The sequence below is a fragment of the Streptomyces sp. NPDC048639 genome, assembly GCF_043199075.1.
Taxonomy (GTDB): domain Bacteria; phylum Actinomycetota; class Actinomycetes; order Streptomycetales; family Streptomycetaceae; genus Streptomyces.
In genome coordinates this window covers 96,899-110,870 of record NZ_JBICVP010000002.1, presented here as the reverse complement: position 1 = coordinate 110,870, position 13,972 = coordinate 96,899, and the positions used below count along the sequence as shown (strand labels likewise).

Genomic DNA, 13,972 nt, shown 5'->3' with positions numbered 1-13,972 from the left:
CAGACCTCCGCTTGGCGGGGAATCGTGTCGAAGATGTGTTCACCGGGTGTGAACAGAGGCCTGAACAGAGGCCTGAGCAGAGGCCTGAGCAGAGGCCTGAACAGTGGCCTGAACAGGGGCCCTATTCATGGGCGATGGCGGCCAGGACGTTCATCCGCGCAGCGCGCAGCGCCGGAAGCAGGGCCGCCGCAAGACCCACCACGACCGACCCTGCCACGACCGCCGCCACCGTCAGCCACGGAATCGCCAGCGCCTTCATGGCCTCCAGGGCCAGCACCTGCTGGACCGCCAGCCCCCAGGCGAAACCGAGGGCCAGCCCCAGTACGGCGCCGAAGACCGCGATGACCACCGACTCCAGCCGGATCATGCGCCGCAGTTGGGTGCGCGAGAGGCCGATGGCGCGCAGCAGACCGATCTCGCGGGTGCGCTCGACGACCGACAGCGCAAGGGTGTTGACGACCCCCAGCACCGCGATGACGATCGCCAGGCCCAGCAGCGCGTAGACCAGATACAGCAGGACCGCGATCCGGCCGCGGACCAGCTCCTTGTAGTCGGCCTGGTCCCGCACCTGGACCTGCGGGAACGGCTCCAGGGTGCGTTCGAGCCGGTCGCGAAGGAGCGGAGGATCGGTGCCGGGCGCCGCGTTGGCGTACACCGCGGCGTCCTGCGCGCCCGGAAGGTACTTCTCCAGCGTCGCCAACCGCAGGAAGAAGCCGCCCTGGGTGCCGAACCCTTCGCCCGTCTCCATGTCCGTGAGCGCGCCCACGGTCAGTGTCGTCTTCCGCCCGTTGGCGAACTGCGTCTCGATCCTGCTGCCGATACGGATCCGGTGCTCGTCCGCGTATGCCTTCTGCAGGGCGATCCGGCCGGGTGCGAGGGCGGAGGCGGTGTTCCCGGCGGCGTACTCCATGTTCACCACCCGGTCCAGGCCCGGGTCGAAGCCCGCGCCGGTGGTCCGGACCGTCTTCCCGTCGGGCAGCGTCAGCCGCATCGGCGCGAACCGCTCCCGTACGAGGGTGCCGACGCCCTCCGTCTTCCGCATCCGGTCGGTGATCTCCTGCGGGAAGGGCGTGAAGTTGCGGTTCTGCACGACGAAGTCGGAGCCGAGCTGACGGTCGATCTGCTGGTCGAAGGACTTCGTCATCGACTCCCCGGCCACCGACAGGCCGGTGACGAGGGCGAGTCCGACCATCAGCGCCGCCGCCGTCGCTCCCGTACGGCGCGGGTTGCGCAGCGCGTTGCGCTGGCTCATCCGGCCCACCGGGCCGAACACCCGCGGGAAGGCCCCGCCCAGGACGCGGATCACCGGGCGTACGAGCAGTGGGCCCGCCACGACCATCGCGACCAGGGTGAGGACGAGCCCCACCAGCAGGAGCAGGGTGGCCTCCGCGGTCTCGGTGGCCCGTGCACAGCCCCCCAGCGCCGCCGCCCCGCCCGCCCCGAGCACCGACCCCACGATCGCCCGCATCCGCAACGGTCGCCCCACGCCCGCCACTTCGATGTCGGCGAGCGCCGCCATGGGGGAAACGCGGGAGGCGCGCCGCGCGGGCAGATAGGCGGCGACGAAGGTGACGCCGACGCCCACCACGTAGGCCGAGACCGGGGCCTGCCAACCGAACGCCATCTCGGCCGCGTCCAGGTTCATCCCCAGCAGGGACATCAGCGAAATGAGCCCCGCGGCGAGCCCGATGCCCGCGACCAGCCCCAGTGTCGAGCCGATGAGACCGAGCAGCAGTGCCTCGGCGAGGACGGAGCGGCGCACCTGGCGGCGGTCGGCGCCCAAGGCGCGCAACAGGCCGAGTTCGCGGGTGCGTTGCGCGATGAGCATGGAGAAGGTGTTGACGATCAGGAAGACACCGACGAGGACGGCGATGCCCGCGAAGCCCAGCATCACGTACTTGATCACGTCCAGGAAGCCGCCCAGTTCGGCTGCCTGGGACTCCGTCCGTTCATCGCGCGTGGTCAGGTCGTAGCCGGGGCCGAGGGCGTCGGCGATGCGCTGCTTCAGTACCTGGTCGCCGATCCCCGGGGCGCCGTCGGCCATGATCGAGGTGGCGGCTCCCGGCTTGCCGAGGAGCTTGGTCTGCGCGGTCGGGGTGTCGAGGGCGAGGAGGGCGGCGCCGGGGTTGGTCGTGGTGAAGGTCATGATCCCGACGACCTCGACCGGGAAGGTGCCGGGCCTCGCCACCACGCGGAGGGTGTCGCCGATCCCGATGCCCGCGCGGTCGGCCGTATCGGCGTCGAGGAGGGCCTGGCGGGGGCCGCGCGGGAGATGGCCGCTGGTCAGCTCGACCGGACTGCGCTCGGTGTCGTTCCAGTTGGTGGCGATGGTGGGGGCGCCGGTCGTCGGGCCGACCGGCTTGTTGCGTGCGTCGACCAGCGTGACGTTCTCCACCCGTACGTCGATCTGGGCATCCGCAACGCCCGGGATCGCGGCCACGCGCCGGCGCAGGTCGGCGGGGATCGTCTCCACCCGCCCCGAGGACAGCCCGCCCGCCTCGTCGAATTCCGACGGCGGCCCCACGGTCACATCAGAGGAGGTGGAGGCGAAGAGCTGGTCGAAGGTCCGGTTGACCGTGTCGGAGAAGATCAGGCTTCCCACGACGAACGCCACCGACAACATCACGGCAAGGGCGGACAGCAGCAGCCGTCCCTTGTGGGCGAAGAAGCTGCGGAGCGTGGCCCGGAGCACCCGGACTCAGCTCTTCCCGGTCTTCCCGGCGGACCCGATCGCGTCGAAGCGCTTCATCCGCTCCAGCACGGCCTCCGCCGTGGGCTGCGGCATCTCGTCCACGATCCGCCCGTCCGCGAGGAACAGCACCAGATCCGCGTGGGCGGCGGCCCCCGGGTCGTGGGTCACCATGACCACGGTCTGGCCCAGGTCGTCCACCGCCTCGCGCAGGATCCGCAGCACCTCCAGGCCCGAGCGCGAGTCCAGGTTGCCGGTCGGCTCGTCGGCGAAGATCAGCTCGGGGCGGGACGCCAGCGCGCGGGCGCAGGCCACACGCTGCTGCTGGCCTCCGGAGAGTTGTGCGGGGCGGTGCTTCAGCCGGTCCCGCAGACCGAGGGTGTCGATGACCCGTGCCAGCCACTCCGGGTCGGGCTTCCGGCCCGCGATGTCCATCGGCAGCGTGATGTTCTCCGCCGCGTTCAGCGTGGGCAGCAGGTTGAACGACTGGAACATGAAGCCGATGCGGTCGCGGCGCAGCCGGGTCAGCTCGCGCTCGCTCAGGCCGGTGATCTCGCTGTCGCCCAGCCACACCTGACCCGCCGAGACCGTGTCGAGACCGGCCAGGCAGTGCATGAGCGTGGACTTGCCGGAGCCGGAGGGGCCCATGACGGCGGTGAAACGGCGGCGGGCCAGTGCCACGTCGACCGAGTCGAGGGCGAGGACGGTGGTCTCGCCGGAGCCGTAGGCCTTGGTCAGTGCCGAGGCGCGGGCGGCGATCTCCGTCCCCTCCGCCACGCCGAATGCCTTCTGTGTCGCGGGTGTGGACAAGGCCGCCTCCCTGGGCCGCGCTTACCGAGCGTCTGTGACCGAGGGTAAAGCGGTGAGCCACGGACCGGCATCCCCCTTCGGTACGGTCTGCGGTCCCTTCCGTACGGCGGTGCGGCTCTGCGGATGCATCCCGTGCGCCGTGTGCCCCGGCGCTCGTGCCCCGGCTCCCACCGGTTCGGCCCGCGCGCCCTTGCGGGTGCTAGCGGAGGAGCGCTAGCTTGATGGGGTGGCGAAAACACAGTTGAACGTCCGCGTGGACGAATCGACCGCCGAGACCGCGAGACAGCGAGCGCTCCAGCGGGGCCTCAGTATGAACCGGTACATCGAAGAGCTGGTCCGCCAGGACGCGGGCGAAGCCGGGCACACGTTCGTGGAAGCCGCCTCCGACTTCATGAAGCAGTACGAGCATGTGTTCGCTGAGGAGTTCGGCGAGGAGCAGAAGAACCGTTGAGCCTGCGCATCGACCTCTCCTGGCTCCTCATGATCGCCGAACAGCACACTCCGGGTGACCCTCCGGTCACCGACTGGGGCGCGCTCGTCGCGGCCGTCAGCCGGCACGAGGCGGAGATATTCGGCGTCCCTGTCTACACAGACCCGCAGGACCGCGCGGCCTCGCTGCTGCAACTGCTGCTGCACGTACCGGCGCTGGAGCGCTCGAACGCGATGTTCGCCTCCGCCGTCGCCTACGCCTATCTCGTGGCCAGCGGGGTCAAGGTGACCACCTCGCCCGAGCAGGTCCGGGATCTCGCACGTCTGGTCAACGATGGCGGGGCGGACGTCCGGGCCATCGCCGACGAACTTCGCACCTGGAGTCTGTAGGGGCCGTGAGCCGGGGGACCGGTGTGCCGGTGCGGTCCCGTGCTGTCCCCCAGCGACCGCCTAGTCCGCGGGCCGGCGGGCGACGCCCAGGACATGCGAGGAGGACGGCAGCCGCGGCCCCTGCTCCGGGACTCGCAACCGCCGGTACGGACCGATCTCGAACCCGGCCTCCTCCAGTGCGGCCAGCGTGTCCCGGCCCGTGTGGCAGCCGCCGAAGAGCAGCGGCCACACCGTACGGTCCAGGGCCTGCTGGGTCATTGCCATCGCCCGTCCCTCGGCGCGCCCATGCTCGTAGAACCGCAGCTCGCCGCCCGGCCGCAGCACGCGGTGGATCTCCCTGAGCGAGCGCGGCAGGTCCCGCACGCTGCACAGCACCAGTGACGTGACAGCGGCGTCGAACGCCTCGCTTTTCACCGGCAGCGCCTCCGCCGCACCCGGTACGACGTCGACCGGCACCTCGGCGCGCAGCGCGGCCGTAGCCGCCATCCGCCGCAGGTTCCGTTCGGGTTCGATGGCCACGACTTCGGAGACCTGCCCCGGGTAGTGGGAGAAGTTCAGCCCGTTCCCCGCGCCGATCTCGATCACACGCCCGGACACCCCGGCGAGCAACTCGGCACGGTGGGCGCCGATTCCCGCCCGTGTCTCGGCGGCGGTGCTCAGCCGGGCGTAGAAGCGGGCGAACAGCGGATGGTGCACGGCGTCCTTCGGAGCCCTGCTGCTGCGCGGCGCCATGGCGTCACCCCTCGTCCTCCGGTGTGCGGGCCTCGTCCTCCGGTGTGCGGGACAGGGAGATTCTCCCCCGTGGGAGGCCGCTTTCCACCGTGCGCGCCACACCTCCGTCCCGCAGAAGTGCGTCCACCGGAAGTGTGTCCGCGAGGATGGACCCCGCCGTCCACTCGGGCCGCCGTCCACTCAGCCCGTCGTCCACTCAGACCTCCCCGCCCGGAAAGGCCCGACCGACCCTGAACGCGCCGCTCGCCGAGGCACTCTCCGCCGCACTCCTGCTGTCCGTCCTGGCCTGGGCGGTCGTACGCCCCTGGGGCAGGTCGGAGGCGGTCGTCGCCGTGCCCGCCGCGCTCCTGGTGATCGCCACGGGAGCCGTGTCGACGGACCATGCCCGTGCCGAGGCGGAGCAGCTGGGTCCGGTGATCGGCTTCCTGGCGGCCGTCCTCGTGCTGGCCCAACTGTGCGACGACGAGGGCCTGTTCCGCGCCTGCGGCGCCTGGATGGCCCGTACGGCCGCGGGACGGTCGCACCGTCTGCTGGCCCAGGTCTTCGTGGCCGCCTCCGTCATCACGGCGGTGCTCAGCCTGGATGCCACGGTCGTGCTGCTGACCCCGGTGGTCTTCGCGACCGCCACGCGGCTCGGCGCACGTCCCAAACCGCATGTCTACGCCTGTACGCATCTGTCCAACACGGCCTCGCTGCTCCTGCCCGTGTCCAATCTGACCAACCTGCTCGCCTTCGCCGCGAGCGGGCTGAGCTTCACCCGCTTCGCGGCGCTGATGACCCTGCCCTGGCTGGCCGCGATCGGGGTCGAGTACCTGGTCTTCCGGCGATTCTTCGCCACCGACCTGGACGCCGGGGCGCAAGCGGCGGCCGTCACCGGGGAGCCCGAGGTCCCGGTGTTCGCGCTCGTCACCGTGGTGTGCACCCTGGCCGGGTTCGTGCTCGCCTCGGCGCTCTCGGTGGACCCGGCGTGGGCGGCGGCGGCCGGGGCCGGTGTGCTCGCCGTACGGGCGCTGATCCGGCGGCGTACCACCCTGGTCGCGCTCGTACGGTCCGCCGCGGTGCCGTTCCTCGCGTTCGTCGTCGCCCTCGGGATCGTGGTGCGGGCCGTCGTCGACAACGGGCTCGCGGACGCGCTCGGGTATCTGATCCCCGAGGGCACCGGGCTGCCGGCGCTCCTCGGCATCGCCGTGCTCGCCGCCGTCCTGGCGAACGTCATCAACAACCTGCCGGCCGTCCTGGTACTGGTGCCCCTGGCCGTTCCGTCCGGTCCCGGCGCCGTACTCGCCGTGCTCGTCGGGGTGAACATCGGGCCCAACCTCACCTACACCGGATCCCTGGCCACACTCCTCTGGCGCCGGATCGTCCGCGAGCACGAGACGGACATCGGCCTGGGCGAGTTCACCCGGCTCGGTCTGCGGGCCGTTCCTGCTGCGCTGGTCGCCGCGGTCGTGGCACTGTGGGCGTCGCTGCACGTCATCGGAGGCTGATCCCCGTGAACGTCATCGCCTGGATCGTCGAAGGCACCTGGCCCGCGTGCGTCGACGCGGCGCGTACGCATACGCCCGAAGGCGCTGATCCCGTCCTGCTGCACGTGACCGACCCGGACGTCGCGGGCGCCGGGCACGGGGCGTACGCGGGGCTGCTCGGCCGAGGGCATCCCGAACGCGACCCCGGCACCCGGCTGGAACACCTCGCCGCAGCCTCTGCCGAAGACCTGCTCACCGCGGCGGCGGACCGCATCGGCCGCCCCTGCACCCGGCTCGAACGCACCGGCCGCGTCGAACGCGAGGTGGTCGCGGCCGCCGAGGACGCCGAATTGCTCATCCTCGCCCGCGACGGCGACAGGTCCCATCTGGGGCCGCACAGCCTCGGTCCGGCGAGCCGCTTCATCGTGGATCATGCGCCGTGCCCGGTCCTGCTGGTCTGGCCGGAGCCCGCCCCGGGAGTCGACACGATCCCGCCCCCGCCCCCGCACCCACCCCACGACCGGTAGCGCGCGGAGACGCGTACGAGGCCGTGTACGAGGTGGGCAAGGCGTGCGCGTTGGGGGGCTACGGCTGGTGGGTTCCCGTGTCCGCCGCCGCCCGAGCCGTGAACGCCAACGCGTCCCACGCGCCGCCCAGTCGCGGCGCCAGCCATGAACCCGCGGCCGCGCGGAAGTCGGTGGGGGAGAGAGCCCCCGCCCCCTCCGGGATCGCCCCGAGCAACGGAGCGCCCGCCGCGGCCGGAAGGTCGGCGAGGTTGCAGCAATCCGCCAGGCCCGGTGCCGCGGGCCAGCTCCCGATCACCACGCCCGCGCACTCCAACTGCCGTGCCCGCAGCGCCTCCGCCGTCAGCGTCGTGACGTTGAGCGTGCCGAGGCCGGCCTGAGCCACGACCAGAACGGGGGCGCCCAGAAGCCGGGCCGCGTCGGCCAGCGTGCCGCCCTCATCGTCGAACCGTACGAGCAGTCCGCCCGCGCCCTCGACCAGGACCAGGTCGTGGTCGGCGTCCAGCTTCTCCGCCGCCTCGGCCACCGCCCGCGGGCCCACAGGGGCCAGCCCCGCACGCCGGGCCGCGGTATCGGGCGCCAACGGCTCGGGAAACCGGGCGAGTTCGGATGTCGTCACCTGTCCGGCGAGCCGTGCGACCTCCGCCGCGTCCCCCGGCTCGCCCTCGGCCACGCCTGTCTGCGCGGGTTTGAGCACGGCCACCGACCGGCCCTGGCGGGCCGCGAGAGCCGCCACCGCCGCGGTGGTGACCGTCTTGCCGATCTCCGTGCCCGTCCCCGTGATGACGAGAACCGTCATGACCGCTCGTGTGCCTTTCGTCGTTACCGTGCCCTGGACGCCTGGACGCCTGGACGCCTGGACGCCTGGACGCCTGGACGCCTGGACGTCCCGGAGCCGTGGTCAGCCCGCCGCAGCCGCCGCCCGTACCGCCGCGCAGATCCCGGCCACGTCGTCGTCACCGGTGATGTACGGCGGCATCGTGTAGAGCAGGTCGCGGAACGGCCGCAGCCAGACTCCCTCGCGCACCGCGGCCCGCGTCGCCGCCTCCATGTCCGCCTCGTGGTCGAGCTGGACGACACCGATCGCGCCCAGCACGCGGACGTCCCGGACGCCCGGCATCTCCAGCGCCTCCGCCAGACCGTCCCGCAGACCCGCCTCGATCCGCTTCACCTCCTGCTGCCAGTCGTGGCCCAGCAGCAGATCGATCGAGGCCTCGGAGACGGCCGCGGCCAGCGGATTGCCCATGAAGGTCGGGCCGTGGGCCAGTACGGGGACCTCGCCGCGCGAGATCCCGTCGGCCACCCGCGAGGTGCACAGGGTCGCCGCCATCGTCAGATAGCCACCGGTGAGGGCCTTGCCCAGGCACATCACATCGGGCGAGATCCCGGCGTGCTCGGCCGCGAACAGTGCGCCGGTACGTCCGAAGCCGGTCGCGATCTCGTCCAGGACGAGCAGGACGTCGTGCTCGTCGCACGCCTCCCGCAGCACCCGCAGATAGCCGGGGGAGTGGAAGCGCATGCCGCCCGCGCCCTGGACCACCGGCTCGACGATGACCGCGGCCAGCTCATCGGCGTGACGCCCGATCAGCTCCCGCAGATGCGCCGCGTACGCCTCGTCCGGCTCGGCCTCGAAACCGGCCGGTGGCGCGTCGGCGAAGATCTGCTGCGGCAGGACTCCGGACCAGAGCCGGTGCATCCCGCCGTCCGGGTCGCACACGGCCATCGGCTGCCAGGTGTCGCCGTGGTAGCCGCCGCGCCAGGTCAGCAGCCGCTGCTTGGCGGGCTTGCCCGCGGACCGCCAGTACTGCAGGCACATCTTGACCGCGACCTCGACGGACACCGAGCCGGAGTCGGCGAGGAAGACGTGCTGCAGCGGCTCGGGCGTGATCTCCACGAGCCGTGCGGCGAGCCGCACGGCGGGCTCGTGCGTGAGCCCACCGAACATCACATGGCTCATCCGCCCGAGCTGCGCGTGCGCGGCCTCGTTGAGGACGGGGTGGTTGTAGCCGTGGATCGCCGACCACCACGACGCCATGCCGTCGACCAGCTCGGTGCGGCCCTCGGCCGGTTCGGCAAGCCGCAGCCGTACGCCCGACGCGGACGCGACGACCAGCGGCTCCTGACGCCCCGGCATCGGGCCGTAGGGGTGCCACACGTGCTGCCGGTCGAGGGCCAGCACCTCGCCGGTGGTCAGCGGCCGGGGCGCTGGAACGTCCGCGAGCGCGGGGTCCGCGGACCCCGCGCCGGCCGCGTCTCCTGCGGATCCCGTCGCCGGGGTCCCGCCCGCGGGATGCTCACGCATTGGGGGCGACGTCCGTGCCCGCGCCGCGGCGGCGCACCGTCACGAGGTCCGCACGGGCCGACCCGGCCGCAGCCGCCGTCGCCTGCTCGGGCGCACGCTCCGGGGCCTGCTCGGGCGCCGTCCCTTCGCCGTCACCGCACGGCCCGCAGCCGCCTCCGCCATGCGAACCACAACCGCCTCCGCCGTGCGAACCACACCCGCCACCGGCCTCCGCCAGGGACTGCGCAAGGGCGTCCACCCGGTGCTGGGGAAGCGTCGTCGATCCCGCGCCCTCCACCTCGAAGCCCGCGTCCGCGATCATGTCGAGGTCGGCCTTGCCCGCCTGGCCCTCACTCGTCAGGTAGTCGCCGAGGAAGATCGAGTTGACGAGGTGCAGCGCCAGCGGCTGCAGCGAGCGCAGATGCACCTCGCGCCCGCCCGCGAGCCGTACCTCGACGTCCGGGCAGACGAACCGCACCATCGCCAGGATGCGCAGGGCCCGCTGCGGGGTGAGGTTCCACTCCTCGGCCAGCGGTGTGCCCTCGAAGGGGATGAGGAAGTTCACCGGTACCGAGTCGGGGTCGAGGTCGCGCAGCGCGTAGACCACGTCCACCAGGTCCTCGTCCGTCTCGCCCATGCCGGCGATCAGCCCGGAGCAGGCGGACAGCCCGGCGGCCTGTGCCTGCTGCACGGTCGAGACGCGGTCCGCGTAGGTGTGGGTGGTCGTGATGTCCCCGTATGTGGCTTCCGAGGTGTTGAGGTTGTGGTTGTACGCGTCGGCACCCGCGTCGCGCAGCCGGCCGGCCTGCCCGTCGGAGAGCAGCCCCAGGCAGGCGCACACCTCGATGCCCTCGTTCTGCTCCTTGATGGCCTCGATCGTCTTCGACACCCGGTCCACGTCACGGTCGGTCGGACCGCGCCCGCTGGCGACCAGGCACACGCGCTTGGCGCCGCCCGCGACACCCGCGCCCGCCGCGGCCGCGGCCTCGTCCGGCTTCAGCCAGGTGTACTTGAGGATCTCGGCCTTCGAACCGAGCCGCTGGGAACAGTACGAGCAGTCCTCCGGGCACAGGCCGGACTTGAGGTTGACGAGGTAGTTGAGCTTCACCCGCCGCCCGAACCACTGACGGCGCACCTTCCCGGCGGCCGCCACCACATCGAGCAGGTCGTCGTCCGATGTGGCCAGCACGGCGAGGGCCTCGTCCCGGGTGGGCAGCTCTCGTCGCAGCCCCTTGTCCACCAGCGTGTTCAGCAGCTCCATGGCGCTGATCCTCGCCTACGGCACGGCTCCCGGCCAAGGAGGGACCGCACAACAGGCCCCGAATGAGGTGTGTGTATTGCCACACCATGACCGGTCCGCCCGCCCATTACGGTTTGGGACGCAGCCTCATCCCGGGACCGCCCGGGCTTCTGTGACCGACGCGAGGGACGGCCCGATGCCCCACGACCCGTTCGACTGGATCGACGAGCAGGCGCAGGCGCGCCGCCGTGCCGGGCTCGTACGCGCCCTGCGTCCGCGCGCCGCCGACTCGCCGCTTCTCGATCTGGCGAGCAACGACTACCTGGGTCTGTCCCGCCATCCCGAGGTCACCAGCGCCGCCGCCCATGCCGCCCGGCGCTGGGGCGCGGGTTCCACCGGTTCGCGTCTGGTCACCGGCACCACCGAGCTGCACGCCGAGCTGGAGAGCGAGCTGGCGGCCTTCTGCGGATTCGAGGCCGCTCTCGTCCTCTCCTCGGGCTATGCCGCCAACCTCGCCGCCGTCACCGCGCTCAGCGGCCGGGACACCCTCGTCGTCTCCGACGCGGCGAACCACGCCTCGCTCATCGACGGCTGCCGGCTCTCGCGTGCCGAGACCGCCGTCGTACCGCACGCCGACCCGGGCGCCGTGGCCAAGTCGCTGGACGGGCACGACGGAAGGGCAGTGGCCGTCACCGATTCGATCTTCTCGGTCGACGGGGACGCGGCGCCGCTGCGGGAATTGGCCGCCGCGTGCCGTACGCACGGAGCGGCGCTGCTCGTCGACGACGCCCACGGGCTGGGCGTGCTCGGCGACGGCGGGCGGGGTGCGCTGTACGCGACCGGGCTCGCTGGCGCCCCGGATGTCGTCGCCACCGTCACCCTCTCGAAATCCCTGGGCAGCCAGGGCGGTGCCGTCCTCGGCCCGGCGCGGGTGATCGAGCATCTGGTCAACACGGCCCGGACGTTCATCTTCGACACCGGGCTCGCTCCGGCCGCGGCGGGCGCGGCGCTCGCGAGCCTGCGGCTGCTGGCCCGTGAGCCCGAGCGTGCGGCGCGTGCCCGTACGGTCGCCTCCGAAGTGCATCGCCGGCTCACGGAGGCAAGGCTGACCGCCGTCCGCCCGGACGCGTCCGTGGTCTCGGTGCGGGCCCCCTCTCCGGATGCGGCGGTCCGCTGGGCCGCCGACTGCCGCGCCGCGGGGCTGGTGGTGGGCTGCTTCCGCCCGCCGTCCGTGCCCGACGGCATCTCGCGACTGCGGCTGACCGCCCGCGCCGACCTCACGGACACGCAGATCGAGGACGCGGTCGCGGTGATCGTCGCGGCGGCACCGGCGGCCTGACGAGTCGTCCCGGCCGCCGGTGCCGCCTCTGGGGCGCGGTCAGGTCCGGATGTCGAACCACCCGGCCCGGACGTCCCGTACGAACATCCGCCATGCGGCGGGGGAGAAGAGGAGCGCGGGTCCGGCCGTGTCCTTGGAGTCGCGTACGGCCACGCGGACCCGGGACCGGCCGGAACTCCCGGAGTATCCCATTCCGGTGGCCGTGCCGATAACGGCCGTCTCCACGCAGTTGTTCATGCCGGTGCTGCGGCTGCTGCGGCGCCAGTTCAGGCCGGGCAGGCGGTCACTGGAGGGTATGTACGGGGTGTGGGGGGTGGGCTGTTCGTGGGGGGTGGGCACTGCGCCTCCTCAGGGGATCGCCGATGGCGGCGATGAAGGCCAACGAGTCGTCACACGGGAGGGCGCGCCCCCGCAGCGTGTCGAATGCCTCGCTGTACGCCCTGAGATCCTCTTTCCGTTCGAGGTAGAGGCTACTCGTCAAGTGGTCGAGAACGACCACATCCAGATCAGAACTGACCGGAAATGAGAAAATAACGAAAGGCCCCGTCACGCCGATGTGCAAGCCGTGCGTGAACGGCAGCACCTGGAGCCGGACTTGGGGCAGCGAACCGACCTCCACCAGATGTTCCAGCTGCTCCGCCATCACCTCGGGAGACTCGACCTCCCGCCGCAACACCGCCTCGTCCAGCACCGCGTGGAGCTCCAGCGGAGGGTTCGCCCGCAGCACGTCCTGTCGCGCGATCCGTACGTCCACCAGCTCGTCGATGCGCCGGGCCGGCAGCGACGCGAGCGCGGCGCGCGTCACGGCACGGGCGTAGCGGGGCGTCTGGAGCAGTCCCGGCACGACCAGCGTCTCCAGCGTCCGGGCGCGTTCGGCCTCCGCCTCCAGACTGATGAAGTCCCGGTAGGCGGAGGGCAGAAGCTCGCGATAGGCGTGCCACCACGCGCGCTGCCCGCCATTGGCATCGGAGTTGGCCAGAGCCGCGAGCAGTGAGCGCAGCTCCGGATCCGTCACCCCGTACACATCCAGCAGACGGGTCACGTCCTCGGACTTGACGCCGCTGCGCCCCGTCTCGATCCGGCTCACCTTCGACTGGTGCCAGCCGGCCAGGCGAGCGGCCTCGCCGCTCGTCAGACCGGCGATGTCGCGCTGGCGCCGCAGCTCTTCGCCGAGCTTGCGGCGGCGCACCGCCGGACCGTGCTGCATGGGCTCCTCGCGCTCCCTCCGGTGCCGCTGGCGGGCGGCGTCGCGCGCCCGCCCGTGCGTCAGTGTGAGCCCAAATGCGGGTTTCCGGCGAAGAGTTCACCGCATCGAGGGACAGATATATGCACATCGCGGTCGATCGCCCCCCGCACCGGGCACATCGGTGGCACTCTGGCCGAAGGGGTCGCCGGAGGGCGGCTCCGACGTCGTCTCCGTATGCGTACAACGCGTCGGACCCCGGGCCTCGGCGGGAAAGGGACCGCGTCCGCGATGGCAGACCATCATGAAGCATCCATCACCTACCCGAGCGACCCCGCCTCCGTCACGGCGGCCCGCCGGTACGTCAGCACCGTCCTCGCCGAGTGGGGGCTGCCGGAGGGCGCGGAGTGCGCCGACACCGTGCGCCTCATCGTGTCCGAACTCGCCACCAACGCCGTGGTGCACACGCTCGGCCAGTCGCCCACCTTCACCGTGGACATCCGGCTCGATCGCGACGAGCAACTGCGCATCGGTGTCACCGACAGCCATCCGCGAAGACCGAGGCGGCTGCCCGCCGCAGTGCAGCAGGACAACGGCCGGGGGATGGTGATCATCCGCAGCCTCACGGCCGAGTCCGGTGGCAGGCTCTCCGTCACGCCGACGGCGGAGGGCGGCAAGACCGTTTGGATCGCGCTTCCCTGGCCGGTCCCGACTCCCTGACGGGCGAGCGCAGTTGGCCGGTTCCGGTCCCTGTCGGCCCGTACCCGGCCGGCTCCCGTACTGACCGGCCCTCCGTACTCGACCGGATCCCTCGGGTGCCTTGGTCCCGTACGCGGCCGGATGCCGTGGTCGTCAGGACCGCGGCGGCCCGGTGCGCACGGATGTGTGC

The 13,972-nt window shown here is 72.1% G+C and carries 14 protein-coding genes; 6 read left to right on the top strand and 8 right to left on the bottom strand.

Going from position 1 to position 13,972, the window contains the following annotated elements:
• Window positions 1-121: 121 nt before the first annotated feature.
• Window positions 122-2,692 (bottom strand): ABC transporter permease, encoded by a 2,571-nt coding sequence (locus tag ACGFNH_RS04840; RefSeq protein ID WP_393651593.1) that lies wholly within the window; start codon window positions 2,690-2,692, stop codon window positions 122-124.
• Window positions 2,693-2,698: 6 nt separating this feature from the next.
• The gene (locus tag ACGFNH_RS04835; RefSeq protein ID WP_393651592.1) at window positions 2,699-3,499 is read right to left on the bottom strand and encodes an ABC transporter ATP-binding protein; all 801 of its coding nucleotides are present in this window, start codon (window positions 3,497-3,499) and stop codon (window positions 2,699-2,701) included.
• 226 nt (window positions 3,500-3,725) lie between these two features.
• On the opposite strand from ACGFNH_RS04835, the gene ACGFNH_RS04830 reads away from it, so the two are divergent.
• Complete coding sequence (locus ACGFNH_RS04830) at window positions 3,726-3,950, top strand: antitoxin (protein WP_393651591.1); 225 nt, start codon at window positions 3,726-3,728, stop codon at window positions 3,948-3,950.
• Entirely contained in the window at window positions 3,947-4,318 is a 372-nt protein-coding gene (locus ACGFNH_RS04825; RefSeq protein ID WP_393651590.1) for a fic family toxin-antitoxin system, toxin component, read from the top strand. The genes ACGFNH_RS04830 and ACGFNH_RS04825 overlap by 4 nt, the downstream gene beginning before the upstream one ends.
• Window positions 4,319-4,378: 60 nt before the next feature.
• On the opposite strand, the gene ACGFNH_RS04820 is transcribed toward ACGFNH_RS04825, so the two are convergent.
• A complete protein-coding gene (locus ACGFNH_RS04820) occupies window positions 4,379-5,050 on the bottom strand; it encodes a class I SAM-dependent methyltransferase (RefSeq protein WP_393651589.1) in 672 nt (223 codons plus the stop codon).
• Window positions 5,051-5,184: 134 nt separating this feature from the next.
• On the opposite strand from ACGFNH_RS04820, the gene ACGFNH_RS04815 reads away from it, so the two are divergent.
• Together ACGFNH_RS04815 and ACGFNH_RS04810 are read left to right on the top strand one after the other, a co-directional pair.
• Complete coding sequence (locus tag ACGFNH_RS04815) at window positions 5,185-6,537, top strand: SLC13 family permease (protein WP_393651588.1); 1,353 nt, start codon at window positions 5,185-5,187, stop codon at window positions 6,535-6,537.
• A 5-nt stretch (window positions 6,538-6,542) separates the two neighbouring features.
• Window positions 6,543-7,043 carry a universal stress protein gene (locus ACGFNH_RS04810; protein ID WP_393651587.1) on the top strand — a complete coding sequence of 167 codons (501 nt, stop codon included), beginning with the start codon at window positions 6,543-6,545 and terminating at the stop codon, window positions 7,041-7,043.
• Between the two features lie 58 nt (window positions 7,044-7,101).
• Here the strand turns inward: ACGFNH_RS04810 and bioD are convergent, their stop codons facing one another.
• The 3 genes from bioD to bioB form a co-directional block, all read right to left on the bottom strand.
• Entirely contained in the window at window positions 7,102-7,839 is a 738-nt protein-coding gene (gene bioD, locus ACGFNH_RS04805; protein WP_393651586.1) for a dethiobiotin synthase, read from the bottom strand.
• 102 nt (window positions 7,840-7,941) lie between these two features.
• Window positions 7,942-9,342, bottom strand: a complete 1,401-nt coding sequence (locus tag ACGFNH_RS04800; RefSeq protein WP_393651585.1) for an adenosylmethionine--8-amino-7-oxononanoate transaminase — start codon at window positions 9,340-9,342, stop codon at window positions 7,942-7,944.
• On the bottom strand, window positions 9,335-10,582 hold the full coding sequence (bioB, locus tag ACGFNH_RS04795) for a biotin synthase BioB (RefSeq protein ID WP_393651584.1): 1,248 nt from the start codon (window positions 10,580-10,582) through the stop codon (window positions 9,335-9,337). Before bioB ends, ACGFNH_RS04800 begins: the two co-directional genes overlap by 8 nt.
• Window positions 10,583-10,757: 175 nt before the next feature.
• On the opposite strand from bioB, the gene ACGFNH_RS04790 reads away from it, so the two are divergent.
• Window positions 10,758-11,900 carry an 8-amino-7-oxononanoate synthase gene (locus ACGFNH_RS04790; RefSeq protein ID WP_393651583.1) on the top strand — a complete coding sequence of 381 codons (1,143 nt, stop codon included), beginning with the start codon at window positions 10,758-10,760 and terminating at the stop codon, window positions 11,898-11,900.
• A 39-nt stretch (window positions 11,901-11,939) separates the two neighbouring features.
• Here ACGFNH_RS04790 and ACGFNH_RS04785 read toward each other — a convergent pair whose 3' ends face one another.
• Together ACGFNH_RS04785 and ACGFNH_RS04780 are read right to left on the bottom strand one after the other, a co-directional pair.
• Window positions 11,940-12,239 carry a DUF397 domain-containing protein gene (locus ACGFNH_RS04785; RefSeq protein ID WP_393651582.1) on the bottom strand — a complete coding sequence of 100 codons (300 nt, stop codon included), beginning with the start codon at window positions 12,237-12,239 and terminating at the stop codon, window positions 11,940-11,942.
• Entirely contained in the window at window positions 12,184-13,107 is a 924-nt protein-coding gene (locus tag ACGFNH_RS04780) for a helix-turn-helix domain-containing protein (protein ID WP_393651581.1), read from the bottom strand. Before ACGFNH_RS04780 ends, ACGFNH_RS04785 begins: the two co-directional genes overlap by 56 nt.
• A 267-nt stretch (window positions 13,108-13,374) precedes the next feature.
• Here ACGFNH_RS04780 and ACGFNH_RS04775 point away from each other — a divergent pair, with 267 nt between their 5' ends.
• On the top strand, window positions 13,375-13,803 hold the full coding sequence (locus ACGFNH_RS04775; RefSeq protein ID WP_393651580.1) for an ATP-binding protein: 429 nt from the start codon (window positions 13,375-13,377) through the stop codon (window positions 13,801-13,803).
• The last annotated feature ends 169 nt before the right edge of the window (window positions 13,804-13,972 follow it).

Bases quoted from the DNA above. Each gene is read 5' to 3' on its own strand.
- ACGFNH_RS04820 (WP_393651589.1), bottom strand. From the start codon at position 5,050: ATGGCGCCGCGCAGCAGCAGGGCTCCGAAGGACGCCGTGCACCATCCG.
- bioB (WP_393651584.1), bottom strand. From the start codon at position 10,582: ATGGAGCTGCTGAACACGCTGGTGGACAAGGGGCTGCGACGAGAGCTG.
- bioD (WP_393651586.1), bottom strand. From the start codon at position 7,839: ATGACGGTTCTCGTCATCACGGGGACGGGCACGGAGATCGGCAAGACG.
- ACGFNH_RS04775 (WP_393651580.1), top strand. From the start codon at position 13,375: ATGGCAGACCATCATGAAGCATCCATCACCTACCCGAGCGACCCCGCC.
- ACGFNH_RS04800 (WP_393651585.1), bottom strand. From the start codon at position 9,342: ATGCGTGAGCATCCCGCGGGCGGGACCCCGGCGACGGGATCCGCAGGA.
- ACGFNH_RS04780 (WP_393651581.1), bottom strand. From the start codon at position 13,107: ATGCAGCACGGTCCGGCGGTGCGCCGCCGCAAGCTCGGCGAAGAGCTG.
- ACGFNH_RS04790 (WP_393651583.1), top strand. From the start codon at position 10,758: ATGCCCCACGACCCGTTCGACTGGATCGACGAGCAGGCGCAGGCGCGC.